At 73.6% G+C, this 24,279-nt stretch carries 15 protein-coding genes; 4 read left to right on the top strand and 11 right to left on the bottom strand.

What is annotated here, in order from left to right; all coding sequences use genetic code 11:
* Positions 1–150 precede the first annotated feature (150 nt).
* Positions 151–1,143, top strand: a complete 993-nt coding sequence (locus AB0K92_RS01480; protein WP_365918278.1) for a DUF4429 domain-containing protein — start codon at positions 151–153, stop codon at positions 1,141–1,143.
* A gap of 50 nt (positions 1,144–1,193) precedes the next feature.
* Here the strand turns inward: AB0K92_RS01480 and AB0K92_RS01475 are convergent, their stop codons facing one another.
* Positions 1,194–1,988, bottom strand: a complete 795-nt coding sequence (locus AB0K92_RS01475; protein WP_365918276.1) for a class II aldolase/adducin family protein — start codon at positions 1,986–1,988, stop codon at positions 1,194–1,196.
* A gap of 116 nt (positions 1,989–2,104) precedes the next feature.
* On the opposite strand from AB0K92_RS01475, the gene AB0K92_RS01470 reads away from it, so the two are divergent.
* Positions 2,105–2,578: a pyridoxamine 5'-phosphate oxidase family protein gene (locus AB0K92_RS01470; RefSeq protein WP_365918274.1), complete on the top strand. Its 474-nt coding sequence runs from the start codon at positions 2,105–2,107 to the stop codon at positions 2,576–2,578.
* A 20-nt stretch (positions 2,579–2,598) separates the two neighbouring features.
* Here AB0K92_RS01470 and guaA read toward each other — a convergent pair whose 3' ends face one another.
* The gene (gene guaA, locus AB0K92_RS01465; protein ID WP_166001682.1) at positions 2,599–4,179 is read right to left on the bottom strand and encodes a glutamine-hydrolyzing GMP synthase; all 1,581 of its coding nucleotides are present in this window, start codon (positions 4,177–4,179) and stop codon (positions 2,599–2,601) included.
* Between the two features lie 369 nt (positions 4,180–4,548).
* On the opposite strand from guaA, the gene AB0K92_RS01460 reads away from it, so the two are divergent.
* Entirely contained in the window at positions 4,549–4,887 is a 339-nt protein-coding gene (locus AB0K92_RS01460; RefSeq protein WP_365918271.1) for a chorismate mutase, read from the top strand.
* A 713-nt stretch (positions 4,888–5,600) separates the two neighbouring features.
* A complete protein-coding gene (locus AB0K92_RS01455; RefSeq protein ID WP_365918269.1) occupies positions 5,601–6,638 on the top strand; it encodes an LPXTG cell wall anchor domain-containing protein in 1,038 nt (345 codons plus the stop codon).
* 103 nt (positions 6,639–6,741) lie between these two features.
* On the opposite strand, the gene AB0K92_RS01450 is transcribed toward AB0K92_RS01455, so the two are convergent.
* The 9 genes from AB0K92_RS01450 to AB0K92_RS01410 all read right to left on the bottom strand — a co-directional run bounded on the left by AB0K92_RS01450 (position 6,742) and on the right by AB0K92_RS01410 (position 24,161).
* The gene (locus tag AB0K92_RS01450; protein WP_365918267.1) at positions 6,742–8,568 is read right to left on the bottom strand and encodes a GMC family oxidoreductase; all 1,827 of its coding nucleotides are present in this window, start codon (positions 8,566–8,568) and stop codon (positions 6,742–6,744) included.
* A gap of 66 nt (positions 8,569–8,634) precedes the next feature.
* Positions 8,635–10,254 (bottom strand): succinic semialdehyde dehydrogenase, encoded by a 1,620-nt coding sequence (locus AB0K92_RS01445; RefSeq protein ID WP_365918266.1) that lies wholly within the window; start codon positions 10,252–10,254, stop codon positions 8,635–8,637.
* Between the two features lie 104 nt (positions 10,255–10,358).
* Complete coding sequence (locus tag AB0K92_RS01440; protein WP_365918264.1) at positions 10,359–12,071, bottom strand: serine/threonine-protein kinase; 1,713 nt, start codon at positions 12,069–12,071, stop codon at positions 10,359–10,361.
* 17 nt (positions 12,072–12,088) lie between these two features.
* On the bottom strand, positions 12,089–13,924 hold the full coding sequence (locus AB0K92_RS01435; protein ID WP_365918262.1) for a serine/threonine-protein kinase: 1,836 nt from the start codon (positions 13,922–13,924) through the stop codon (positions 12,089–12,091).
* A gap of 91 nt (positions 13,925–14,015) precedes the next feature.
* Complete coding sequence (locus AB0K92_RS01430; RefSeq protein ID WP_365918260.1) at positions 14,016–15,062, bottom strand: serine/threonine-protein kinase; 1,047 nt, start codon at positions 15,060–15,062, stop codon at positions 14,016–14,018.
* Positions 15,063–15,168: 106 nt separating this feature from the next.
* Complete coding sequence (locus tag AB0K92_RS01425; protein WP_365918746.1) at positions 15,169–16,758, bottom strand: serine/threonine-protein kinase; 1,590 nt, start codon at positions 16,756–16,758, stop codon at positions 15,169–15,171.
* A gap of 198 nt (positions 16,759–16,956) precedes the next feature.
* A complete protein-coding gene (locus tag AB0K92_RS01420) occupies positions 16,957–19,842 on the bottom strand; it encodes a protein kinase (protein WP_365918258.1) in 2,886 nt (961 codons plus the stop codon).
* A 167-nt stretch (positions 19,843–20,009) separates the two neighbouring features.
* Positions 20,010–22,028 (bottom strand): serine/threonine-protein kinase, encoded by a 2,019-nt coding sequence (locus AB0K92_RS01415; RefSeq protein ID WP_365918256.1) that lies wholly within the window; start codon positions 22,026–22,028, stop codon positions 20,010–20,012.
* A gap of 426 nt (positions 22,029–22,454) precedes the next feature.
* Positions 22,455–24,161: a glycerol-3-phosphate dehydrogenase/oxidase gene (locus tag AB0K92_RS01410; RefSeq protein ID WP_365918254.1), complete on the bottom strand. Its 1,707-nt coding sequence runs from the start codon at positions 24,159–24,161 to the stop codon at positions 22,455–22,457.
* Between the last annotated feature and the right edge of the window lie 118 nt (positions 24,162–24,279).

Here is a 24,279-nt window from a genome sequence, read left to right as displayed (position 1 = left end):
GCACCCTGCGACGCCCGTCCGGCGCCGCCGTACAACTCCCCCGCGACGACAGCGAATTGTGCCCTACGCCACGGCGTTTACGTCCGGTTGTTCTGATCAGGGCGGGTGAAATCGTGACCGTCGTGTTGACCCGGCTGGGAGGATTTCGGTATGGCCGAGATCAGCCAGCGCGACGGCACCTGGGTCTTCGACGGCACAACGGTGCGGATCACGCCGGGACTTCACCGGTCGGTGCCGCTGTTCCGGCAGACGTACGGGGAGATCACGGTGCCGCTGGAAGCGGTCTCCTCGGTGGTGCACGAACCCGACCGCAAGCGCGGCCGGCTGCGGTTGCGGCTGCGGGAGGGGGCGGACCCGCTGCTCCAGGCGACCTCGGGCCGGCTGCCGGACGCGGCCGACCCCTACCGGCTGGCGGTCGACGCGGACCGGTCGGGGGTCGCCGAGTACATGGCGGAGGAGATCCGGCGCGCCCTGCTGCTGGACGGGATTCCCAAGGAGCCGACCACGGCCTACCTGCTGCCGGGGCCGCCGGTGCCGGTGTCGGTGCGGTCCTCGGACGGCACGGTGTCCTTCGACGGTACGCGGATCAGGATCGACTGGAGCGAGACGTCCGACCGGGTGAAGCGGGCGACGGGGCCGCGGATCATCGAGATCGGCGACCTGGAGCGGGTCGAATGGCTGCCCAACTCGGGGGCGGAGGACGGCCTTCTGCGATTCGTGACCCGGGAGACGGCACACGCGAGACTCCCGCCGGAGAAGGACCCGTACGCCCTCGATCTGTGGGGCAGCACGCGCCGCGATCTGCTCACCGCGCTGGTCGCCACGGCCGTCACGGCCCGCTTGCCGCACCCGTCGGCCCGCGCGGGCGGCGAACCCGCCGACGCCGGGCCACGGCAACGACTCGCCACGCCGCAGGCACTACCGCACGCACCCTCACCGGCACCATCACCGGTACCGGCGTCCCCACCGTCACCGTCACCGGCCTCCCCGCCACCACCGGCCGCGTCGTCCGCTCCGCCGCGCGACGACCATCACGACGTGCTGCTGCGCAGGCTGCGGGAGCTGGGCGAGCTGTACCGGGACGGGGTGCTCACGGACGAGGAGTTCGCGCGGGTCAAGGCGGCGGTGCTGCGCGGCTTGTGAGCGGGCGGCGCTCGGGCGCCGTCGCCCGGCATGTCCCGGTGCCCGACGGGTCAGCGCAGCAGGTCGGGTTCGCTGCGGGTGATGTCCTGCCACAGCGGCTGGTAGTTGATCCAGGCCACCAGGTCGCCGCCCAGTTGCTCACGGGTCGCCACCGCCGCCTTGTGGTCGATCCGCACCGGCCGGCCCGCCGCGTGCGCGGTGAGCTGGACCTGGCAGGACCGCTCCATCGACAGGAACCACCAGGCGGCCGCGTCGACGGAGTCGCCGACGGTGAGCAGTCCGTGGTTGCGCAGGACCAGCGCCTTGCGGGAGCCGAGCGTGGCGGCGTTCCGGCGGCCCTCCTCGGCGTCGACGGAGACGCCGGTGTAGGCGTCGTACAGGGCCACGTCCTCGTAGAAGGCGCAGCTCTCCTGGGTGATGGGCTCGATGAGATCGCCGAGGGCGGCCAGGGCGCGGCCGTGCACGGTGTGGCAGTGGGCGACCGCGACGACGTCCGGGCGGGCGGCGTGGACCTGGGCGTGGACGGTGAAGGCGGCCTGGTTGACGTGGTAGCGGCCCTCGATCACCTGTCCGTCGGCGTTGGCCAGCACCAGGTCGCTGACCGTGACGTGCCGGAACGGCAGGCCGAAGGGGTTGACCCAGAAGCAGTCGCTGTACTCCGGATCGCGTGCGGTGATGTGCCCGGAGACGCCGTCCTCGAAGCCGAGCCGTCCGAAGATCCGCAGGGCGCCGGCCAGCCGTTCCTTGCGGTGCCGGCGCTCGTCCTCGACCGACTCGTGCATCGGCGGCATGGCGAACCGGAGCCGGTCGGTGGGCAGGGGTGGGGGTGGGGTGGGCCCGGGCATTGCTCCTCCGGCGCTGGGGTGCGGTACGGGCGGGAAGTTACCGGCGGTCAGCCAAACAGAACAGACTTCGACCAAATGCGACAGAGGTTGTCGGGTTTCGGCGCCACACTCGTCGTATGGGAGCAAACTGGGAAACCTTCGTCAGCGCCGAACCCGATCTCGCGAAGACCGTCGAGGAGCGTTTCGGCGCGTTCACCCACCACGTCCTCGCGACGCTGCGCAAGGACGGCTCGCCCCGGACGACCGGTCTGGAGGTGCGTTTCCTGAACGGCGAGCTGTGGCTCGGCATGATGCCGAACTCGCTGAAGGCGCTCGACCTGCGCCGCGACCCGCGGTTCGCGTTGCAGGCGAACCCCGGGGAGGGCACCGGGATGGGCGGCGGGGACGTCCGGATCAGCGGGCGGGCGATCGAGGTGACCGATCCGCGGGTGAGGGCCGGGTACACGAAAGAGGTGGAACCGCCGGAGCCGTTCCACCTCTTCCGCACCGAGCTGACGGAGGTCACGCGGACCTACGTGGAGGACGACACCTACCTTGTCCTCCAGGTCTGGAAGCCCGGCGCACCCCTGCGCACGATCAAGCGCACGTAGGGGTCACCCGCGGGTGCGGGTCACTCCCACTCGATCGTCCCCGGCGGCTTGGACGTCACATCCAGCACGACCCGGTTGACGTCGCGGACCTCGTTGGTGATGCGGGTGGAGATCCGGGCGAGGACGTCGTACGGCAGGCGCGACCAGTCGGCCGTCATGGCGTCCTCGGAGGACACCGGGCGCAGGACGATCGGGTGGCCGTAGGTGCGGCCGTCGCCCTGGACGCCGACGGAGCGGACGTCCGCGAGCAGGACCACCGGGCACTGCCAGATGTCGCGGTCGAGGCCCGCCGCCGTCAGCTCCTCGCGGGCGATGGCGTCGGCCTCGCGCAGCAGGTCCAGGCGCTCCTTGGTGACCTCGCCGACGATCCGGATGCCGAGGCCGGGACCCGGGAACGGCTGGCGCTGGACGATCTCCTCCGGCAGGCCCAGCTCCTGGCCGACCATCCGGACCTCGTCCTTGAACAGCTTGCGCAGCGGCTCGATCAGCTTGAACTCGAGGTCCTCGGGCAGGCCGCCGACGTTGTGGTGGGACTTGATGTTGGCGGTGCCGGTGCCGCCGCCGGACTCGACGACGTCCGGGTACAGGGTGCCCTGGACCAGGAATTCCACGGCCGGGCCCTCGTCCGCGATGATCTCGGCCTGGGCCTGCTCGAAGACGCGGATGAACTCCCGGCCGATGATCTTCCGCTTCTCCTCGGGGTCGGTGACCCCGGCGAGCGCCTTCAGGAACCGCTCCTCGGCGTCGACGACCTTCAGCTGGACGCCGGTCGCGGCCACGAAGTCCTTCTCGACCTGCTCGGTCTCGCCCTTGCGCATCAGGCCGTGGTCGACGTAGACGCAGGTCAGCTGGGAGCCGATGGCCTTCTGGACGAGGGCGGCGGCCACGGCGGAGTCGACGCCGCCGGACAGACCGCAGATCGCCCGCTTGTCGCCGACCAGCTCGCGGATGGCCTCGACCTGCTCCTCGATGACGTTGCCGGTCGTCCAGCTCGGCTTCAGGCCGGCGCCGCGGTAGAGGAAGTGCTCCAGGACCTGCTGGCCGTGCGTGGAGTGCATGACCTCGGGGTGGTACTGGACGCCGTAGAGCTTCTTCTCGTCGTTCTCGAAGGCGGCGACCGGGACGACGTCCGTGGAGGCCGTGACGGTGAAGCCGTCGGGGGCGGCGGAGCAGGCGTCGCCGTGCGACATCCACACCGCCTGCTCCTCCGGGGTGCCCTCGAAGAGGGTGGAGGAGGGGCGGGAGACGTGCAGGGGGGTGCGGCCGTACTCGCGGGCGCCGGTGTTGTCGACGGTGCCGCCGAGGGTCTGCGCCATCAGCTGGAAGCCGTAGCACATACCGAAGACGGGGACGCCGGCCTCGAAGATCTGGCGGTCGAGACGCGGGGCGCCTTCCTCGTACACCGACGAGGGGCCGCCGGAGAGGATGATCGCCGCCGGGTTCTTGGCGAGCATCTCCTCGACCGGCATGGTGCTCGGGACGATCTCGCTGTAGACCCGGGCCTCGCGGACTCGGCGGGCGATGAGCTGGGCGTACTGCGCGCCGAAGTCGACGACCAGGACGGTGTCGGGGGCGGCGGCAGCGGGAGTCGCTGATGACACGGGGTGCCTTCCGGCGGTTGGGCTGGTCCTTGTGCTTGTCGATTCTACCGAGACGGGCATGGGGAACGGCCCGTCGCTATCTCCGATCACGGCTCCGCCGCGCCCGCTGTGACGAACGCCGCTTGCCAGGGCCACCCCCCGTCCGTGCATACTGAGCCCCATGCTCACGCACGCGACCTTCCTCTTTACCTATGGCAACCGGCCCGCCGGCTGCCATGGTCGTGCCGCTTGAGCAACTGACAAGCGACTTTCCAGGCGCCCCGGGCCGACAAGGCCCGGGGCGCCTGGCGTTTTCCCGGTTCCTGTCGTCTCCGGGGCCGCCTGGTCCGACCCCCGTCCGACCACCCGCCCCAAGATGAGGAGCCCCACATGACCGCGACCGCACCGACGGCGACCGCTACCGCAGTGACGGCGACCGCGACCGCACCGGCGGCGACGGAGAAGACCGGCGCGCGCACCCCCGAGGCCGCCGACGTGATCACGGACGCCCGCGACCGCATCGACGCCCTGGACGACCGGATCATCGGCCTGATCCAGGAACGGATGGCCGTCTCGGCCGTCATCCAGCAGGCCCGGATCCGCTCCGGCGGCCGGCGCGTGAACCTCTCCCGCGAGATGGAGATCCTCGGCCACTACCGCGACGCCCTCGGCAAGCCGGGGACGGCGCTCGCGATGACGCTGCTGGAGCTGTGCCGCGGCAAGATCTGACGCCGGGGCCCGGCCCTGTGCGCGGCCCGGCCCCGGGGCCGGGGCGCTGCGTCGGCGTTCCCGGTACGTACGTACGCATCACCTCTCACCCGTACGGCGCGTGACCGCCCGCGGGCCGCTTCGTTGGTCCCGGTGTCCGTGCCAGCCAGGCGCGGGCCCGGAAGAACCACGCGTGGCTCGCTGGAGCGATGAGACGGACGGATCGTGCCGTGCGTCGTGGGACCTCGCTCCAGGGAAGTGACCGGACGGCAGGGGACAGCAGCCCGGTCACCCAAGAGAAACGGCCGGCTCCGGGGACGCCCGGGGCCGGCCGGCGGAACAGCGCCTGTTCCGTCGAGTACCGGAGCGGGAGCGGGCGGTCGCCCGGCATCACCGGCATCACCCGCATCACCCGCATCAGCGTGTCAGCTTGATCACCGTCACCAGCCGAGACCAACGGCGCAGCCCCCCGGCGCCGCTTCCCCCGAGTACCGGTGACGCCCTGACACCGGTGCTGACGAACGAAGGGCCCCGCGGCTCCTCCCCCGCGGGGCCCTTCGGCGTGTCCGGCGTGATCCAGGCCACATAAAAATTCTGTGAGTGGCGGGACAACCATTCACTGCACTCACGGATCAAACCAGGCGAATCAAGGGTCACAACCGCGTCCCACACGCGGGGCTGCCCACCGCCCCACGCGTGCTGCGCCGCCGCAGCACCGGACATTCGAGGTCTTCATGAAGCTTCGCCGCGCCCTGGCCGCAGCGGCCGCTACGGCAGCGATAGCCCCGCTGGCGCTGCTCTCGGCGCCGGCCGCGTTCGCGACCGAGGACACGTCCTCCGCGAGCCCGACCGTCACCGCGACGGAGACGGTGTCCGAGTCCGCGACGCCGGCGCCCACCGCCACGGTCAGCGACACCGCGCCCGAGCCGACGGGCTCCGCCACCGAGACCAGCCCGGCGCCCACCGGTTCCGCCACGGAGACCTCCCCGGCGCCGACGGGCTCGGCCACCGAGACCAGCCCCGCGCCGACCGGTTCCGCCACCGGGTCCGCCTCCCCGTCGCCGTCGCCGAGCGAGTCCGCCGAGCCGGACCCGGTCTGCGCCGACCCGGGTGACGAGTCGACCGGTGTCAGCGAAGACCTGCGCAGCGGTCTGTCCGGCCTGGCCGACACGATCGTCGCGGGCAGCGGCTGGGAGCAGTTCTCCTTCGACGTCTCCAACCGCGGGGACGAGGAGATCAAGGACATCAAGCCGCTGATCGGTGTCGCCGCGATCGGCTGGGACGAGCAGGACTACTCCGGTGAGATCACGGTGCAGGTCCGCGACAAGGCCTCCGGCACCTGGTCGACCATCGCCGACACCGGCGGTGAGGGCGGCACGTTCCCCGCGTTCTCGCTGGGCGCGGGCCAGTCCATCTCGTTCGAGATGCGGCTGAGCGTCAGCGGTGAGGTTCCCGACGCGATCGGTCTGACCGGTGGCTTCGCCCAGTACGCCGACGAAGAGGGCTGCTGGATCGCCGACGACCCGAACGGCTGGGTGTACTTCTTCGACATCCTCGCCGCCGGCTCCGAGAACCCCCAGCCGGGTGACGCCAAGCCGCAGACCGGTGGCATGGCCGACCTCGACGACGTCAACTCGGTCGACGTGACCGGGAGCCTCGCCGAGACGGGTGCAGGTTCCGCCCTGCCGATGATCGGCCTGGTCGGCGGTGCCGCCGTCGTCGCCGGTGCGGGCGCGGTGTACATCGTGCGCCGCAAGAAGGCCGAGGCGTAGGCCTCAGCGGCCGGCGGCCGACGGACAGCGGCCTCAGCGCCGTACAGGACCAGGAGGGACCTGCGCTCGGAGGGGGGCACAGGTCCCTCTTGGCGTTCCCGGTTCAGGCCTCCTGGACCTTCTGTGCTCCGGGCTGCTTCGGCACCGCCGGGATGCCGAGGAACGGCAGCCGCAGCGCGCCGAACGCCTCCGCGGGGACCGCCGGCTGCTTCGGCTCGACCGGCTGGAGACGTTCGTACGCCGCGCCCTGCGCAGGGCGCGGGTCGGTCTCGCCCTTGTTCGGCCAGAACGACATCGCCCGCTCGGCCTGCGCGGTGATGGTCAGCGACGGGTTGACGCCGAGGTTCGCGGAGACTGCGGAGCCGTCGACGACGGAGATGCCGGGGTGGCCGTAGAGCCGGTGGTACGGGTCGATGACGCCGGTCTCGCGGGAGTCGCCGATCGGGCAGCCGCCGAGGAAGTGGGCGGTGAGCGGGGTGCCCATCAGCTCGCCGACGTTGGACCCGGCGAAACCGTTGATGGAGGCGGCGAGCGCGGCGGCGCCCTCGGCGGCGGCCTTGATCTGCTTGGGGTTGGGCGCGCCGTGCCCCTGGCGGGCGGTGAGCAGGCCCTTGCCGACGCCGGACGGCTTCAGATACGTCGTCAGGGAGTTGTCCAGCGACTGCATGACCAGGCCGATGATGGTCTTCTCCGACCAGCGGCGGTTGGACAGCGAGCGCAGCAGCTGCAGCGGGTGGCGGGCGGCGTTGCCGAGCCAGGCCAGCAGCCGGGAGGAGCCCTCGGCGTACGGCACCTGCAGGATGGACAGGCTGCCCATGGAGTTGGAGCCCTTGCCGTAGCGGACGGGTTCGATGTGGGTGTTCCCGTCCGGGTGGATGGAGGACGTGATGGCGACGCCGCGGGTGAAGTCGGGGCGCTCGCCGCTGACCTTGCGGTAGCGGCGGTCGGTGGTCTGGGCGCCGACCAGGGCCTCGGAGTTGGTGCGGGTCAGCATGCCGAGCCGGTCGGAGATGTGCGGGAGCCTGCCGGTGGCCTTCATGCGGTGCAGCAGGGTCTGGGTGCCGTAGGTGCCGGCGGCGAGGACGACCCGGCGGGCGGTGAAGGTCCGGCCCCTGCCCTTCTTCCTGTCGTCGGTGGGCAGGGTGGCGACCGCGTAGCCGCCGCGGGAGTCCTCGGTGACGGACACGACCGTGGTCATCGGGTGGACGACGGCGCCCGCCTTCTCGGCGAGGTGGAGGTAGTTCTCGTTGAGGGTGTTCTTCGCGCCGTGGCGGCAGCCCGTCATGCACTCGCCGCACTCGGCGCAGGCTCGGCGGGCCGGGCCCGCGCCGCCGAAGTAGGGGTCGGGGACCTCCTGGCCGGGCTCGGCCTTGACGGTGCCGTCGGCGTCCTGGCCGTCGCCGAAGAAGACCCCGACGGGTGCCATGTGGAAGGTGTCGCCGACGCCCATGCGCCGGGCGGCGTCCTTCAGGTGGACGTCGGAGGGGGTCATCGTCGGGTTGAGCCGTACGCCGAGCATGCGCTTCGCCTGGTCGTAGTACGGCCGCAGCTCGTCCTGCCAGTCGGTGATGTGGCGCCACTGGGGGTCGTCGAAGAACGGCTTCGGCGGGACGTAGAGGGTGTTGGCGTAGTTCAGCGACCCGCCGCCCACGCCCGCGCCTGCCAGGACCATGACGTTGCCGAGCAGGTGGATGCGCTGGATGCCGTACATGCCGAGCCTCGGCGCCCAGAGGTAGTTCTTCAGGTCCCACGAGTTCTTCGGGAGCGTGTCGCGGGTGAAGCGGCGGCCGGCTTCCAGGACGCCGACGCGGTAGCCCTTCTCGGTCAGGCGCAGGGCGGTGACCGAGCCGCCGAAGCCTGAGCCGACGACGATGACGTCGTAGTCGTACCCGTTTTCGTCCCGGGTCTGGACGGACTTCTCCTGCGACACGTGCTCTCCTCGTCGAGAACTGCGGGGGACCGGGCTCCGGGGGCCGTCTGGCGCGTCCCCGCCCGCCTAGCGGAAGCGGAACGCCTTCATCAGCCGCAGGCTGCGGGTCATGAACGCCGCGTACTTCTCGTCGTCCATGCCCAGCGACGGTGCCATGGGCAGCAGCCGCTGGTGGGCGACCGTCTGGGCCTCGGTGTACTTGAGGATGCCCTCGGCGCCGTGGCGGCGGCCCAGGCCGGAGTCCTTCATGCCGCCCATCGGGGACTGGACGCTGCCGTAGGCGGGGGCGTAGCCCTCGTTGATGTTGACGGTGCCGGTGCGCAGCCGGGCGGCGACGGCGCGGCCGCGGCGGGCGTCCTTCGTCCACACCGACGAGTTCAGGCCGTACGGCGTGGCGTTGGCCAGCTCGACCGCCTCGTCCTCGGTGCGGAAGCGGTAGAGGGAGACGACCGGGCCGAAGGTCTCCTCCGAGCAGACGGCCATGGGTTCGGTGACGCCGTCGAGGATGGTCGGCTCGTAGAAGTACGGCCCGACGTCCGGGCGGGCCACGCCGCCGGCCAGCACCTTCGCGCCCTTGGCCACGGCGTCCTCGACGTGCCGCCGGACGGTCTCCAGCTGGCGCTCGCCGACGAGCGAGCCCATGTCGGCGCCGTAGGCCAGGGCCGTGCCGAGCCGCAGGGCCCTGGTGCGGGCGGCGAAGCGCTCGGCGAAGGCGTCGGCGACCGACTCGTGGACGTACAGCCGCTCGATGGAGATGCACAGCTGGCCCGCGGAGGAGAAGCAGGCGCGGACGGCGCCCGCCGCGGCCTTGTCGAGGTCGGCGTCCTCCAGGACCAGCATGGCGTTCTTGCCGCCGAGTTCGAGCGAGACGCCGACCAGGCGGGCGGCGGCGCCCCGGGCGACCTCGCGGCCGGTGCGGGTGGAGCCGGTGAACGAGACGTAGTCGGCGTGCCGGACGACCTCGGGGCCGACGACCGGGCCGTCGCCGAGGACGACCTGGAAGACGTCGGCGGGCAGTCCGGCCTCGACGAGCAGGTCGCGGGCCCACAGGGCGGTCAGGCAGGTCTCCGTGTCCGGCTTCATCACCACCGCGTTGCCCGCGACGAAGGCGGGGAGCGCGTCGCCGACGGACAGCTCCAGCGGGTAGTTCCAGGGGGCTATCTGGCCGATCACGCCGCGCGGGTGGCGCAGTTCGAGGACCTTCGTCAGGGCCGGTACGGCGCCCGCGTGCCGCTTGGGCCGGAGGTAGGCCGCGGCCCTGCGGCCGTAGTGGCGGGCGGCGACCGCGACCGCCTGCACCTCCTCGTGCGCGTGCAGGCGGGCCTTGCCCGTCTCCAGCTGGATGAGGTCCAGCACCTCGCCCTGGCGTTCCAGGACCAGGTCGTGGAAGCGGAGCAGGACGGCGGCGCGGTCACGGACCGGCGTGCGCTCCCAGACCGGCTGCGCGGCGCGGGCCGCCTGGAAGGCCTTCTCCACGTCCTCGGGCGTCGACTCGGGCAGGTCGGCCAGCTTCTCGCCGGTGAACGGCGTGTGGTTGGCGGTCCGTCCGGAGCCGGTCACCCCCTTGGTGAGCTGGGCGATCAGCTCGGGCGTGACGACATCGGCGGCCGTGCGGACGCCCGCCGGGACGGGGGCGACGGGGTTGGTGGCGGTACCGGCCTTCTCAAGAGCCTGCGCGTCGGTCATGAGGCGCAGGGTATGCCGCGCCGCAGGCTTTGTGTACCCGTCGGTAATGGGGATTCACGGACCGCACACATGCCGCCAGCGATCACTGGCAACAAACGCGCTGATCAGGGGTGTTGTATGCCCGATCGGGACGCTGCGACGACCAGCCGGTCGCGGGCGCCGGCGAAGACCGCCTCGCCCTCGCGCTCCTGCGCCGCGTCCTCGGGCATCTCGACGCGCAGTTCGTAGAACCGGCCGTCGTCGGTGCGGAACAGCAACTCGATGACGCGGTGGCGGAGGTCCTCGTCGCCGTAGCGGCTGTCGGACCGGACGGCGTCCCAGCCCTGGAAGCTGGTGGCGGTGTGGCGGGTGCGGGCGTTGCCGTAGAACTCGAAGGTCGCCGCGTGCTGTTTCGCCTGCTTCATCGGGGCCCCTGGGGATTTGTCCCACTGGGTGAGGCGGACCTGGACGGACCCGGCGGCGAACTCCACGGCGCGCGGCTGGACGGTGTCGTTGCCCTGGCGGGCGAACTCCTCGAACTCGGGCGGCAGGGCGAGGGTCGCGCCCATGTCCTTCTCGGGGTGGGCGGTCCAGCCGTCGAGGGCGGGGGTGGAGGCCGGGGTGCCGGCCGGGCTCGTTGCCGGCGCGGTCGGGCGGCCGGCCGCGGCCTTGCCCGGGTTTCGCGTCGCCGCGCCGCCGTCCGGGCCGCCGGCGAGGAGGGAGAGGCCGAGCCCGGCGGTGCCGAGCAGGAGTCCGCCGAGGGCGGCGAGTGGGACGGGGCGGCGGTGGAGGGGGCGGCGGGGAGGGTGCCGTACGGCGGAGACGGGGCCGGCGCCGGAGCGGGTGCGGTGCGGGATGCTGTGCGGGGTGCTGGGTTGGACAGCGTGTCCGCCGCGGGGTCGGGCGCCGGCTCGCCGGGCACCCAGCCGCACCGTCCCGGCGTCGTCGCCGAACTCCGCCAGCCCGGAGACGTCTTGGAGCGAGGGATCCAGCAGGGCGCTGAGGGCCTCGCTCGCGGCCGCCTCCAGTGCCGCCGTGACCTCGTCCGCGTCCGGACGCCGGTCGGGGTCCTTCTCCAGCAGGCGGAGCAGGAGCGGTCCGAGAGGTCCGGCCCGCCGCGGCTCGGGCGGCTCCGTGGTGAGGATCGCGGCGAGCGTCGACTCCAGTGCCGTACGGCGGAAGGGCGACCAGCCCTCCACGGCGGCGTACAGCAGGACGCCGAGGGACCACAGGTCGGAGGCCGGGCCCGCGATCCGGCCGGCCATCCGCTCGGGGGCGACGAACTCCAGCGAACCGACGAACTCGCCGCTGGCGGTGAGGGATTCCTCGCCCTGGACATGGGCGATGCCGAAGTCGGTGAGGACGACCCGGCCGTGCGGGCCGAGCAGGACGTTGGCGGGCTTCACGTCACGGTGCACGATCCCGACGGCGTGCGCGGCGCGCAGCGCGCCGAGGACCGCGAGGCCGATACGGGCCGCCTCGGCGGGCTCCAGCGGCCCCCGCCGGAGCACCTCGTGCAGGGACTCACCGCGCACCAGTTCCATGACGATCCACGGCTGCCCGTCCTCCTCGACGACGTCGTGGACGGCGACGGCGGACGGGTGGTCCACGCGGGCGGCGGCGCGGGCCTCGCGGTGCAGGCGGTGGGCGGCCCGGCGGTGGACCTCGTCCTCCGGATCGCCCGGCAGGCGGGGCTGCTTGACGGCGACGTCGCGGTCGACGAGCCGGTCGTGGGCGCGCCAGACGGTGCCCATCCCGCCGGAGCCGATCCGCTCGACGAGCCGGTAGCGGCCGCCGACCACGCGTTCGCCACGCGGCCGCGCGCCGCCCTCGTCCATGTTCCGCGCCGGCCTGTTCAGGGCTTCGCGATGTCCAGGTTGGCGATCGCCGTCCTGGCCACCTCGCGCCCGCGCTCGGTGAAGTCGCCCTTGCCCGGGTAACTGACGGTGAGCTTGTACATGTCGCCGGTCTTGGTCTTGTAGTAGAAGAGCCGCAGCTCGCGCGGGTTCTCGGTGTCGGTCGAGGTGTAGACGACCGTGTTCTCGGCGGCCGGACGGCCTTCGTGCACGGCGTCGTCGACGGGCCTGGTCTTCGGGTTCGCCGGCATGGAGACGTCGTAGTCGCCGCTCTGCTGGAACCTGGCCTCGTCCTCGTACATCTCGGCCTCCGCGGAGCCCGCGATCTGGCCGTTCGTGTCCTCCGACTTCTTGTCGAGCTCGAGGTGCACCCAGATGCTGCCGCTGGGGTCCGAGTACGTCACCCAGTGGCCCTGGTCGGTCTCCTCCGGCTCGGACCGCTCGTAGACCTCCGGCACCGCCAGGGTGGCGGCCAGCGCCTTCTCCGGGTGCTCCTTCCAGCCGTCCGGCAGCGGGCCCGCGAACGGCTCGGCGATCACCAGGTACGCCGCCAGCGCCGCGGTCACGACCGCCGCGCCGAGGCCGACCAGCGTCTTGCGGCCGAGCCGGACACCGCCGCGGGAACCGGAGTCGCCGGTGACGGTCACGACCTGCGTGGGAAGGGGCTCCGGCGGGTTCGCGGCGGCCTCCAGCAGGGCGCGGACCCGCGCGGCGTTCGGCCGGTGCGCGGGGTCCTTCTGCAGCAGGCCGTTGATGACCTCCGCGAGCGGGCCCCGCGCGGAGGCGGGCGGCGCCGGGGTGGCGTTGAGGACGGACTGGAGCGTGGCCGGGGTGTTGCTGCGCCGGAACGGGGAGACGCCCTCGGTCGCCGCGTACAGCACGACACCCAGCGACCAGAGGTCGGCGGCCGGGCCGGGACGCCGGCCGAGCACCCGCTCGGGGGCGATGTACTCGGGCGAGCCAACGAACCCGCCGGTGTCGGTCAGGTTGGTCTCGCCCTCGATCTGGGCGATGCCGAAGTCGGTGAGGACGATCCGGCCGTGCCGGCCGAGCAGGATGTTGTCCGGCTTGACGTCGCGGTGCAGGATGCCGGCCGCGTGCGCGGCCTCCAGCGCGCCGAGCACCTCCAGGCCGATCCGGGCGGCCTCGCGCGCGTCCAGCGTGCCCTCGCGCAGGGCGTCGCCGAGGGAACGTCCCCGCACCAGCTCCATCACGATCCACGGCCGGTCGTCGACCACGGCCACGTCGTGCACGTTGACGACCGCCGGGTGGTCGAGCCGGGCCGCGGCGCGCGCCTCGCGGCGCATCCGCTCGAAGGCGTTGGCGCGTTCGCGTTCGGGGAGGTGGTCCGGGACGCGCGGCTCCTTGACGGCGACCTCACGGTCCACGATCTCGTCCTTGGCCCGCCAGACCGTGCCCATGCCGCCGTTCCCGAGCTTGGCGAGCAGCCGGTAGCGACCGGCGATCAGACGCCCGGCACCGGGGTCGGGCCGAGGGGCGGGGGCGACGGGCGGGCCGGCGGGAGCCGCAGCAGAGGCAGCGGCGGGAGCGGGGCCTGCGGCGGGAGCGGGGGCGAAGTGCCCCTGCGCCTGCGCCGCACCGTGCTGCTGCGGCCCGCCGTGCCCCTGCGCCGCACCGGGCCCCTGCGCACCACCGTGCTGCGGCCCCTGCGCCCCACCGTGTTGCTGCGGCCCGCCCTGCGCCGGCGTCGGTGCCGCGTACGGATTCCCCGGGTGCGGAATCGCGGAGGGCGGCTGCTGCGGCGGGTTCGGCGGTTGCAGCCCGAAACTGGTCGGCTCGTCGGCCCCGTAGCGGGCTCCCCCGTTGTTGCTCATGCGTTCATGGATATCGCGCCGGGCGCCCACCCATCCACTTCACGCAGGAGCGGTCACAGAGCCGTGACCCACGGTGCGGCTTATCTCCCGTTTATCCCGGCTCGGCGGTGACCGACGACGTGACGGTCGCCGTCACCGTCACGCTCGGCCCCGGACTCACCGGCGGGTCCCCGCCGTCGCCGCCCCCGCCGGTCATCAGCAGCGCCGCCGCCGACACCCCCGCCGCCGCCATCGCGGCCACCAGTAACGCGGTCACCAGCCGGTCGCGCGGACCGCGCGCCGTCCCGCCGCGGGGCAACGGCATCCGCCCCGTCTCCCGGAACGCGCGCAGCATCCGCTCGGCCTCCGCCGCGTCCAGCCGCCGCTCGGGGTCACGCTCCAACAGGCCCTGCACGACCGGGAGCAGGGGCCCCGCCTGCGCGGGCGGCCGGATCTGGTCGTCCACCACGGCGTGCAGGATGCCGCCGAGGGTGTCGCGGTGGAACGGCGAGTGGCCGCTGAGCGCCGTGCACAGCAGCACGCCCAGCGACCACAGGTCGGAGGCCGGTCCGGTGCCGGCGCCGGACATCCGCTCCGGGGCGGTGTACTCGGGGGAGCCGACGAAGGAGCCGGACTCGGTGAGCGTCGTGGCGCCCGGCACCTGGGCGACGCCGAAGTCGGTGAGCACGACCCGGCCGGTGCCGGACTCGATCAGCACGTTGGCGGGCTTGAGATCGCGGTGCAGGACCCCGGCCGCGTGCGCGGTGCGCAGCGCGCCGAGCAGATGGACGCCGATGCGCGCGGCCTCGTAGGCGTCGACCGGCCCGTGCCGGGCGATCCGGTCGGCGAGGGAGCCGCCGTCGATCAGCTCCATGACGATGTACGGCCGTTCGTCGTGGACCACGACGTCGTGCACGACGATGACGTGCGGATGGCTCAGCCGCGCCACCGCACGGGCCTCGCGCAGGATGCGGTCGCACTGGCGCCGCGCCTCCTCCGGCGAGAGGGACGCGTCCTGCGCGATCTCCTTGACGGCCACCCGCCGCCGCAGCAGCTGGTCGGTGGCCCGCCAGACGAGGCCCATGCCGCCGCGGCCGAGCAGCGCCTCCAGCCGGTATCGCCCCGCGATGACCCGGCCGTCCGTCCGCTCGGTCCCCATGGGCCCATGATGCCCCAGCCGGAGCCACCGCCTCCGGGGGGAAAGCCGCAGGTTGGCCGACAACCGACGGTCCGTCAGACGCTTTCGGTCAGCGGGCCGCCGCCGGTCACCCGTGCGCCGGCCGCCAGCTGCGCAGCACCGTGCCGAACTGCTCCCGCGTGGTGGCCCAGTCGTCCGCCGGGCCGGCCATGTAGATCGCGTACTCGACGCCGTCGCGGCTGAGGTACATGTGGTCGATGGCGCGGCGCGGGCCGACGTAGGGTCCGGGGTCCCGCTCCAGCGCGGTCCACGTGTACTCCCACAGGGAGCCCTGCCGGTCCCGGTAGAGCTTGTCCGCCAGCGACACCCGCCGGTACTCGGCGAGCCGCCCGACCTGCTGCTCCAGGTCGAGCTGGTGGTCGCGCGCGTTGTCGAAGTCGGGAGAGAGGTCGACGGCGACGCGCAGCAGGTGCACCCCGCCGTCGGGCGAGTAGTCGATCTGGGTCAGCTCGCCGTCGTCGCTGTAGACGCTCCGCTCCCAGTCGTCGCCGGGCACGGAGAGGCTGAAACCCGCCGGGTCGTCGACGCGTGCCCAGCCGTCGGGCAGGGTCGTCGGGGAGCTGTCGCCGGTGGCCGGCGAGGTGGCGGCGCCGGTCCGGGTGCCGTCGGCGCCGGTGCCGGCGCCCCAGGTCTGCCAGGCCGCCGCGGTGCCGCCGCCGACGATCGCGGCCACGGCGACGACCAGTGCCAGGGTGCGCAGCCGGCGCCGCCGGGGCGCGGGGGTGCCGGGCCCGGCGGCGGGGGTGGTGGCGGTGGCGTCCGGGCGGGTGTGGGCCCGGGTGTCGGCCGCCGTCGGGCGGGGACCGACGGGGCGGGTCGCCTCGTACGGCGCGATGTGCGGGCGGCGCCCCTCCGCCGCCTCGGCAAGCAGGTGTTCGGCCGCCGCGGAGCCGGGCCGGGCGGCGGGCTCCTTGCGCAGCAGGGCGGCGATGACGGGCGCCAGCGGACCGGCGTGGCCGGGCTCGGCGGGCTCCTCCTCGACGATGGCCTGCATGGTGGACAGCGGCGAGGTGCGGCGGAACGGCGAGCTGCCCTCCACCGCCGTGTACAGCGTGGCGCCGAGCGCCCACAGGTCGGAGGCGGGGCCGGGGTCGTGGCCGCGGATGCGTTCGGGGGCGAGGAAGTCGACGGAGCCGACGACCTCGCCGGTGCGGGTGATGGTGGTGTCGCCGTCGATCTGCGCGATGCCGAAGTCGGTGAGCAGCACCCGGCCGTCGTGGGCGAGCAGCACGTTGCCGGGTTTGACGTCCCGGTGCAGGACGCCGGCGGTGTGCGCGGCGCGCAGGGCGCGCAGCACCCACAGGCCGATCCGGGCGGCCTCGGCGGGCTCGATCCGGCCGTCCGCCTTGACGGCGTCGGCGAGCGAGCGGCCTTCGACCAGCTCCATCACGATCCACGGGCGGCCGTCGTGTTCCAGCACGTCGTGCACGGTGACGACGGCGGAGTGGTTGATCCGTGCCGCCGCGCGTGCCTCGGCGCGGGTGCGGGCCAGCAGGACGGCCCGGTCGCTCTCGGAGACGTAGAGCGCGGCGGTCAGCTCCTTGATGGCGACGGCGCGGTGCAGCACCTCGTCGTGGGCGCGCCACACCCGGCCCATGCCGCCACTGCCGATGGCGGCGTCGAGCCGGTAGCGGCCCCCGAGGAGCAGGCCCTGCATCTGATTCACGTTTCCCCGCAATGCTCTTGACAGGGTCAGCGTAAGGAGCCGCCCCCGTCCGGGGAACCACGGGGGCGGCACGGAGACCGCACTGTGACGGTTGTCGCTTTCCGTGACGGACGGGAACCGTTCGGCCAACCTCGGGAAACGCGCGGGCCAACGGCCGTCCACGGCACGCCGACCGCCGTTGAGGTGTGGTCAGCCCGTGACCTGGTAGGTCGCCGCCGCCTGCTCGTACAGCCGGTTCACCTCGTCGCGTTCGGACTCCGGGCCGCGCAGTTGCAGGACGTGATAACGGCCGTCGACCAGGATCGCCAGGTTGCGCACGAACAGCTCGTCGCCGTCCTCGCCGGTCCAGGTGTACTGCCCCTCCGCCATGGTCCGTTCGCCGACCTGAATGGACTTCAATCCGGTCGCGGACGCCCAGCTCGACTCGCGGTACGGTCGCAACTCCGGCTCGCGCTCGCGCTGGTACGCCATCGGGTCGTCGCCGTACTCGTCCGCCGCGTCCCGTCCGGGGACGACGATCAGCTCGAAGTCGCCCTTGCCGTAGACGACCTGGCCGCTGCCGTTCTTCGGGGTGCGGCGCCAGTCCTCGGCCACGGCGACCCGGAAGCCCTCGGGGTCGGTGCGCAGACGGAAGCCGTCGACGGTCTTGGGGCCGGTGGTCTGGGTGTGGGTGGAACCGGCCGATCCGGAGGGCGCGCCGGTGCCGGGGCCGGCCTGGTCGGGGTCGGGCCGGCCGCTCGCGTCGTCCGGCGGGGCGGGCGCCTCGCTCACCTGGCCCGCCGCACCGGTCCGTTCGGCGCCGTCCGTGCCGCCGTTCTCCCCGGCCTTCGGCATGAACAGCATCGCGTACGCGATCGCCGCGCCGAGGCCGAGCAGCACCAGCAGGAGCAGGGCGCGGCCGAGGCTGCGCGGTGAACGCTCCTTCTCCTTGCCCCGCTTGTGCCGCCCGTGGTGCACCGGCAGCCCGGCGCGCCGCCTGCGCACCAGCTCGCCGCGGCGGCGTACGACCGGCAGCCGGCCGGTGCCGGCGGGCGGCGCGGCCACCACGTGCACCCCGGCCTCCGGCTCGGGCGCCGAACGCACCAGGGAGCGCAGCCAGCCGCGCAGCTCCTCGAAGTCCAGTCGCTCGGTGGGGTCCTGACGCAGCAGCGACTCGACGACCGGGCGCAGCGGTCCGCACTCCTCGGCGTACGCGGGCGGCTCGGCGCACACCATCTGCACCAGCTCCGCCGTCGACTCCTCGGGGTACGGCGCGTGGCCCTGGACGGCGCGGAACAGCAGCGCGCCCAGCGCCCACAGGTCGGTCGCGGGCCCGATGGGCGGTGCCAGCTGCCAGTTCTCGTGCACGGGCCCGGCCTGCTCGGGCGCCCAGCGCTCGGTCACCGGGCCCACCACGGCCATGCGGGCCTGCCGGGCCCGCTCGGCGGCGAGCGCGGTCGCCGGTCCCCGGCGGGCGGGCACTCCGGCAGCGGCGTCGTCCCAGCTTCCGCCGGGCTGCTCCGGGCCACTGCCGGAGGGGAGCCCCGTACGGCCGCTCTGCGGGGCGGGCAGGGTCCGGTCGTCGGCCGGCGGGCGGGGGCCGCCGTACTGCGCCGGGACGCCCGGCTGCGGCCTGCCCGGGCCGTAGGCACCGCTCGCCGGGAGGGCGGGCGGGCCCGGCCGGGACGCGGTGGCACCGGGCCGGTGGGGGTCGCCGGGCCGGTGGGGGTGGTCCTGGGAGTGGCCGCCGTCCGCCGGCTGTCCGGGGCGCGGGGACGCGCCGTGCCACGGGGCGGTGGCGCGGACGCCGTACGGGTCGGCCATCCGGCCCGGCGGAGGGGCGTCGGCGGCGGCGTCACCGGGCGTACGGGGGGCGGCGTCCGGGGCGCCCGAGTGGGGCCGCGGTGCCGGTGCGGACCGGCTGTCGTCGGGGGCGGGGCGGGCGCCGGGAAGGGCGGCGGTGCCGCTGTGCCGGGCTTCCTGCACCCGGGCGGCGGCGCGTGCTCCTGCGCGGTACGCGGCGATCGCCCCGGCCCGCGCGGCCCTGATGTCGTCGCCGCTCTCGGGAGTTCTCGGTCCGCGCGGCGTTCCCCTGCCGTCGGTCTGCTCGGTGCCCGGCAGCCCGCCGGCCGCCCGCGCCTCGATCGCGGCCCGCCGCGCGGCCTCGGGATCCGCGCCCGCCAGACCGCCCGCCAGGCCGCCCGCGGGACCCATGTGCCCGCCCGCGCCGGGGCCGGCGTGCCCGCCTCCGGCGGGGCCCGCGAACGTCCCGCCGGCCGGGCCTGCGTACGCGCCTCCGGCCGGGCCAGGATTGGTTCCGCCGGCCGAGCTTCCGTACGACCCGCCGGCCGGGCCTCCGTACGCGTCCGCGGCGGATGCGGCGGGCCCGCCACCGGCAGGACCGGCATCGGCGCCCCAGTGGCCGTCCCCCGCGCCCTCGCCCTCGCCCTCCGGGCCGTCCTCGGGCGGCGGCACCGGGTCGTACCCGCACAGCGCCTCCTCCGCCGCGCCGACCGCGAGGCCGGTCAGCACGACGCGGCCGTCGTCGCAGACGAGGACCGTGCGGGCGGTGATGTTGCGGTGCACCCAGCCGTGGGCGTGCAGGACCCGCAGGGCCATCAGGACGTCGGAGGCGACCTCGGCCGCCCGGTAGGGAGTCAGGGGCTTCTCGGCGAGCAGCGCCGCCAGCGGCCGCGCGGGAACCAGCTCGCTGACGATCCACAGCGAGCCGCCCTCGGCGAACACGTCGAAGACCTGGTCGAGTCGCGGATGGTCGGGGATGCGGGCCGCGGCCTGCGCGGCCTCCACCGCCCGGCGCACCGCCGGGTCCGCGGGCCGCCGCACTCCCCCGCCGGTCCGTCCGGCGGCGGCGCCCGGCCGCCGGGTGGAGCGGTCGCGGGCCGTGAAGCCGTCGGGCAGCCCGTCGGCGTCCAGCACCTCCGCCTCGACGACCTCCGGCAACGGCACCTGCCGGACGAGGACTTCCTGTCCGCTGTAGGTGTCGAAGGCGCGGGTCTCGGTGAGTTCGTACTCGTCGGCGGGGGGCAGCGGCAGGCGGTAGCGGTCGGCGAGGACCCGTCCCGCATAGTCGTCCACGTTGCCTCCCCCGGCCGCCCTGCTGTCGGTTCCGTTCGTCCGGTGTCCGGTTCCGGATACGCCGGTTCCGGATGCGTACGGTTCGCAAGCACTCACGATACGTGCCGGAGTCAAGCCGTACGGAGGGGATGCGAGATATCAGGTCCGCGAACCGGTCCCGGGGCCGGTCACACCTTGGGTTCGAAGGTCTTCGTGAAGGTCCGCCAGGTGATTTCGCGCAGCTCGCTGTCCCACTTGGCGGCCTTCGCCGTGTACATCAACGCGTAGCCCTGGTCGTCGTCGACCACGAAACCTCGGTCGATCGTCCGGTACTTGGTGCCGCCGTCGACGTAGGTGAACTCCCAGTCGGCCGTGTTCCAGCCCCGGTAGTCCACCTGCTCTATCCGGATCCGGTCGTACTGCGCGCGGACCATGTAGCGCTCCTGGTTCTTCCAGTCCGCGACCGGGTCGTCCTTGGGCGCGCTGGTCCAGCCGATGAGGAGCTTCTGTCCGTCGGGGCCGGTGAAGCGGTCGCCCGCCACGTCCGACGACCGGTACTTCCAGCCTTCGGGCAGGCCGATCGAGTAGCCCTGCCCGCCCCGGTGGGTGGACTCGGCGGCGATGTCGTCGTCCTTGCCGGAGCCGCTCGCGGAGTCCTTGCCCGTCTCCTTGCCGGACTCCTTCCCGGAGTCGTCCGCGCCGGCCCCGCCGTCGCTCGCCGTGGCGCCCGGCGTGCCGTCCGGCGTGGAGCCGGCCGAGCCGGTCGCCGAGCCGTCGGTGCGCACACCGCCGCTCGGGTCGCCCTTGGTGCCGGCGTCCGCGCTCGCACCCGCGGAGGCCGTCTTCCCGGCGTCCTTGGACTGGTTGGTGCCGTCGTCGTCGCCGCCGAGCGTCAGGGCCAGGACGACACCGAGCACCGCGACGACCACGGCGACCGCGATGACGACCAGGGTCCGCCGGGGCACGACGTCGGTGAGCGGCGCCCGGGGCACGGGACGCGCGGGCATGTCCGGCGGCGGCGTCATCACGGGCCAGCCCGAACCGCGGCCGTTCGCGGTGGTGTTGCCCGTGCCGGCGTGGCCCGGTGTCTGGGTCGTCGGGCTGGTCGTTGCGGCCGGGGCGGAGGCTCCGGCGGCGGGGGTGCCGGTGCCGGGGCCGGAGGCGCCGTGGTTCGCCGCCGCGACGCCCGTGCCCGCCGCGGCCTTGCGCGCGGAGCGCAGGGCGCCGCGCAGCCGCTCGGCCGCCTCCTCGCCGCGCCTGCCGCCACCGGTGGCCGGGGTGCCCGGCTGGGCCGGCAGCGGGACGACCTTGGTGGCGTCGGCCGGTTCCGCGCCGGCGGCCGCCGGCGCGTTGATGACGGCCTTGAGCATGGCCCGCGCGCCCGCGTCGTCGAGCCGCTGGGCCGGGTCCTTGGTGAGCAGGCCGTAGATGACGTCCCGCAGCGGGCCCGCGTTCTTCGGCTCCTCCAGGGGCTCGGTCATCACCGCGGTGAGCGTGGCGATGGCGGACCCCTTGTCGTACGGCGGGGTGCCCTCCACCGCCGCGTAGAGCAGCCCGCCGAGGGACCACAGGTCGGCGGCGGGGCCGGGCTTGTGGCCGCGGGCGCGCTCCGGGGAGATGTACGAGGGGGCACCGACGAGCATGCCGGTGGAGGTGATGGACGGGTCGCCCTCGACCTGGGCGATACCGAAGTCGGTGAGCACGACCCGGCCGTCGTCGGCGATGAGCACGTTGGACGGCTTCACGTCGCGGTGCAGGATGCCCTCGCGGTGCGCGGAGCGCAGCACGTCGAGGATGGCGAGGCCGACCTCGGCGGCGCGCCGCGGCTCCAGCAGGCCGTCCTCGCGGATCACCTCGGCGAGCGACTTGCCCTCGACCAGCTCCATCACGATCCACGGGCGGTCGTCCTCGTCGACCACGTCGTAGACCGTCACCGCGCTGGTGTTGCGGATCCGCGCGATGGCCTTGGCCTCGCGCAGCGTGCGCGTGATCAGCCGGCGTTTCTCGTCCTCGTCGATGTTCGACGGGAACCGCAGCTCCTTGACGGCGACCGTCCGGCCCAGGGTCTCGTCCACGGCGCGCCAGACCGTGCCCATGCCTCCGCGGCCGAGCACGTCTCCCAGCCGGTACCGACCGGCGAGGAGACGCTCGCTGTTGTCCTGACGAGTCTCCTGACGAGATGTCCCCGCCCGCTCCGCCTCCGACATGCGTCCCCTCATGCAACCCGCCCTGACAGAGGCTCCATTGTCCCTCACCCGACAAGTGCCCGACGCCCAGGGTGGCTCACGGCGTCGCTCACTGCGGGGTTCTGTCCCCGCACCCGTAGAACGAGCCGGTTCCGAACAGAGATCCCGATTCGTGACACTCGTTCGAGTGGAACAGTAGCCGCGCGGCGGGGAAACGTCCCAGATACGCCGACTTGAGGCCCCCTCAGAAGACGTTCGCAGCACAGCGAACGCCGAGGCCCGCAGCGGCGCGGGACCCCCGTGTGGACCATGACGACTCGACACCTGACGACGACCACAACAACGCGACGTCCTCCGGCGCGCACCACACCGGCACGCACCCCGCCGCCCGCCCGCACCGGCACAGATCCGCCGCCCGCTGCACCGGAACGACCTCCGGCGCGCCCCCTACAGCGGCACGATGTCCGGCGCCCCCAGGCGCGCCGCGTCCGCCGTCTGGTCGTCCGGCTGGCGCTGCGACTCGCGTTCGGCCTCGACCCGCTTCTCGTAGTGCTGGACCTCGCGTTCGATCTGGTCCTTGTCCCAGCCCAGCACGGGGGCCATCAGTGCGGCGGCCTCGCGGGCGCAGCGGGTGCCCCGGTCGAAGGTCTCGATGGAGATGCGGGTGCGCCGGGTCAGGACGTCGTCCAGGTGCCGGGCGCCCTCGTGGGAGGCGGCGTAGACGATCTCCGCGCGCAGATAGTCCTCGGCGCCGGGCAGCGGCTCGCCCAGCGAGGAGTCGCCGGCGATGAGGTCGAACACCTCCTCGGCCAGGGAGCCGTACCGGTTCAACAGGTGTTCCACGCGTACGACATGAAGCCCGGTGCGCTGGGCGATGCGCGCCCGCGCGTTCCACAGCGCGCGGTAGCCCTCCGCGCCGAGCAGCGGGATGTCCTCGGTGACGCACTCGGCGACCCGCAGGTCGAGTCCGTGCACCGCCTCGTCGACCGCGTCCTTGGCCATGACCCGGTACGTCGTGTACTTGCCGCCCGCCACCACGACCAGGCCGGGCACCGGGTGGGCGACGGTGTGCTCGCGCGAGAGCTTGCTGGTGGCGTCGGACTCGCCGGCCAGCAGCGGGCGCAGGCCCGCGTAGACGCCCTCCACGTCGTCGCGGGTGAGGGGCACCGCGAGGACGGAGTTGACGTGTTCGAGCAGGTAGTCGATGTCGGCGCTGGAGGCGGCGGGGTGGGCCTTGTCGAGGTCCCAGTCGGTGTCCGTGGTGCCGACGATCCAGTGCCGCCCCCAGGGGATGACGAACAGCACGGACTTCTCGGTGCGCAGGATCAGCCCGGTGGTGGAGTGGATGCGGTCCTTGGGCACGACGAGGTGGATGCCCTTGGAAGCGCGGACGTGGAACTGGCCGCGCTCCCCCACCATCGCCTGGGTGTCGTCGGTCCACACCCCGGTGGCGTTGACGATCTGCTTGGCGCGGACCTCGTACTCCCCGCCCGCCTCGACGTCCTGCACGCGCGCGCCGACGACCCGTTCGCCCTCGCGCAGGAAGCCGGTGACCCGCGCGCGGTTGGCGGCCTTCGCGCCGTAGGCCGCCGCGGTGCGCACCAGGGTGGCCACGAAGCGGGCGTCGTCCATCTGCGCGTCGTAGTACTGGAGCGCGCCGACGAGGGCGTCCTTCTTCAGGCAGGGCGCCACGCGCAGGGCGTGACGGCGGCTCAGGTGCCGGTGCAAGGGCAGGCCGCGGCCGTGCCCGCGGGCCATGGACATCGCGTCGTAGAGCGCGACGCCCGACCCGGCGTACAGCCGCTCCCAACCCTTGTGCTGGAGGGGGTAGAGGAACGGGACCGGCTTGACCAGGTGCGGGGCGAGCCGCTCCAGCAGCAGGCCGCGCTCTTTCAGTGCCTCGCGCACGAGTGCGAAGTCGAGCATCTCCAGATAGCGCAGTCCGCCGTGGATCAGCTTGCTGGACCGGCTCGACGTGCCCGACGCCCAGTCGCGGGCCTCGACCAGACCGGTGGACAGACCGCGGGTGACGGCGTCCAGCGCCGTGCCCGCGCCCACCACCCCACCGCCCACGACCAGCAGGTCCAGCTCGTGCTCGGCCATCGATGCCAGCGACTCGGCGCGCTGCGCCGGCCCCAGGGTCCCTGTCCTCACCGCTGCCTCCCGCTCATCGTGTCGCGTCGGCCGCACCCGTGGGCGCACCCGGTCCGGTATGCCCTCACGTATGCCTCTGCTCAAATTCTGACCGGGATGCCCGACTTCAGCCACCACG

The organism is Streptomyces sp. NPDC052687 (genome assembly GCF_040678395.1).
In the GTDB taxonomy this organism is placed as follows: Bacteria; Actinomycetota; Actinomycetes; order Streptomycetales; family Streptomycetaceae; genus Streptomyces.
Note: the sequence above shows the minus strand (reverse complement) of the source record. Positions and strands in the feature narration are given on the sequence as shown.

What these genes read in the sequence shown, in the direction of transcription:
- AB0K92_RS01415 (WP_365918256.1), bottom strand. Translation starts at nt 22,028, where the DNA reads ATGTCGGAGGCGGAGCGGGCGGGGACATCTCGTCAGGAGACTCGTCAG.
- AB0K92_RS01455 (WP_365918269.1), top strand. Translation starts at nt 5,601, where the DNA reads ATGAAGCTTCGCCGCGCCCTGGCCGCAGCGGCCGCTACGGCAGCGATA.
- AB0K92_RS01475 (WP_365918276.1), bottom strand. Translation starts at nt 1,988, where the DNA reads ATGCCCGGGCCCACCCCACCCCCACCCCTGCCCACCGACCGGCTCCGG.
- AB0K92_RS01425 (WP_365918746.1), bottom strand. Translation starts at nt 16,758, where the DNA reads ATGCAGGGCCTGCTCCTCGGGGGCCGCTACCGGCTCGACGCCGCCATC.
- AB0K92_RS01435 (WP_365918262.1), bottom strand. Translation starts at nt 13,924, where the DNA reads ATGAGCAACAACGGGGGAGCCCGCTACGGGGCCGACGAGCCGACCAGT.
- AB0K92_RS01440 (WP_365918264.1), bottom strand. Translation starts at nt 12,071, where the DNA reads ATGGACGAGGGCGGCGCGCGGCCGCGTGGCGAACGCGTGGTCGGCGGC.
- AB0K92_RS01430 (WP_365918260.1), bottom strand. Translation starts at nt 15,062, where the DNA reads ATGGGGACCGAGCGGACGGACGGCCGGGTCATCGCGGGGCGATACCGG.
- AB0K92_RS01470 (WP_365918274.1), top strand. Translation starts at nt 2,105, where the DNA reads ATGGGAGCAAACTGGGAAACCTTCGTCAGCGCCGAACCCGATCTCGCG.
- AB0K92_RS01460 (WP_365918271.1), top strand. Translation starts at nt 4,549, where the DNA reads ATGACCGCGACCGCACCGACGGCGACCGCTACCGCAGTGACGGCGACC.
- AB0K92_RS01445 (WP_365918266.1), bottom strand. Translation starts at nt 10,254, where the DNA reads ATGACCGACGCGCAGGCTCTTGAGAAGGCCGGTACCGCCACCAACCCC.
- AB0K92_RS01480 (WP_365918278.1), top strand. Translation starts at nt 151, where the DNA reads ATGGCCGAGATCAGCCAGCGCGACGGCACCTGGGTCTTCGACGGCACA.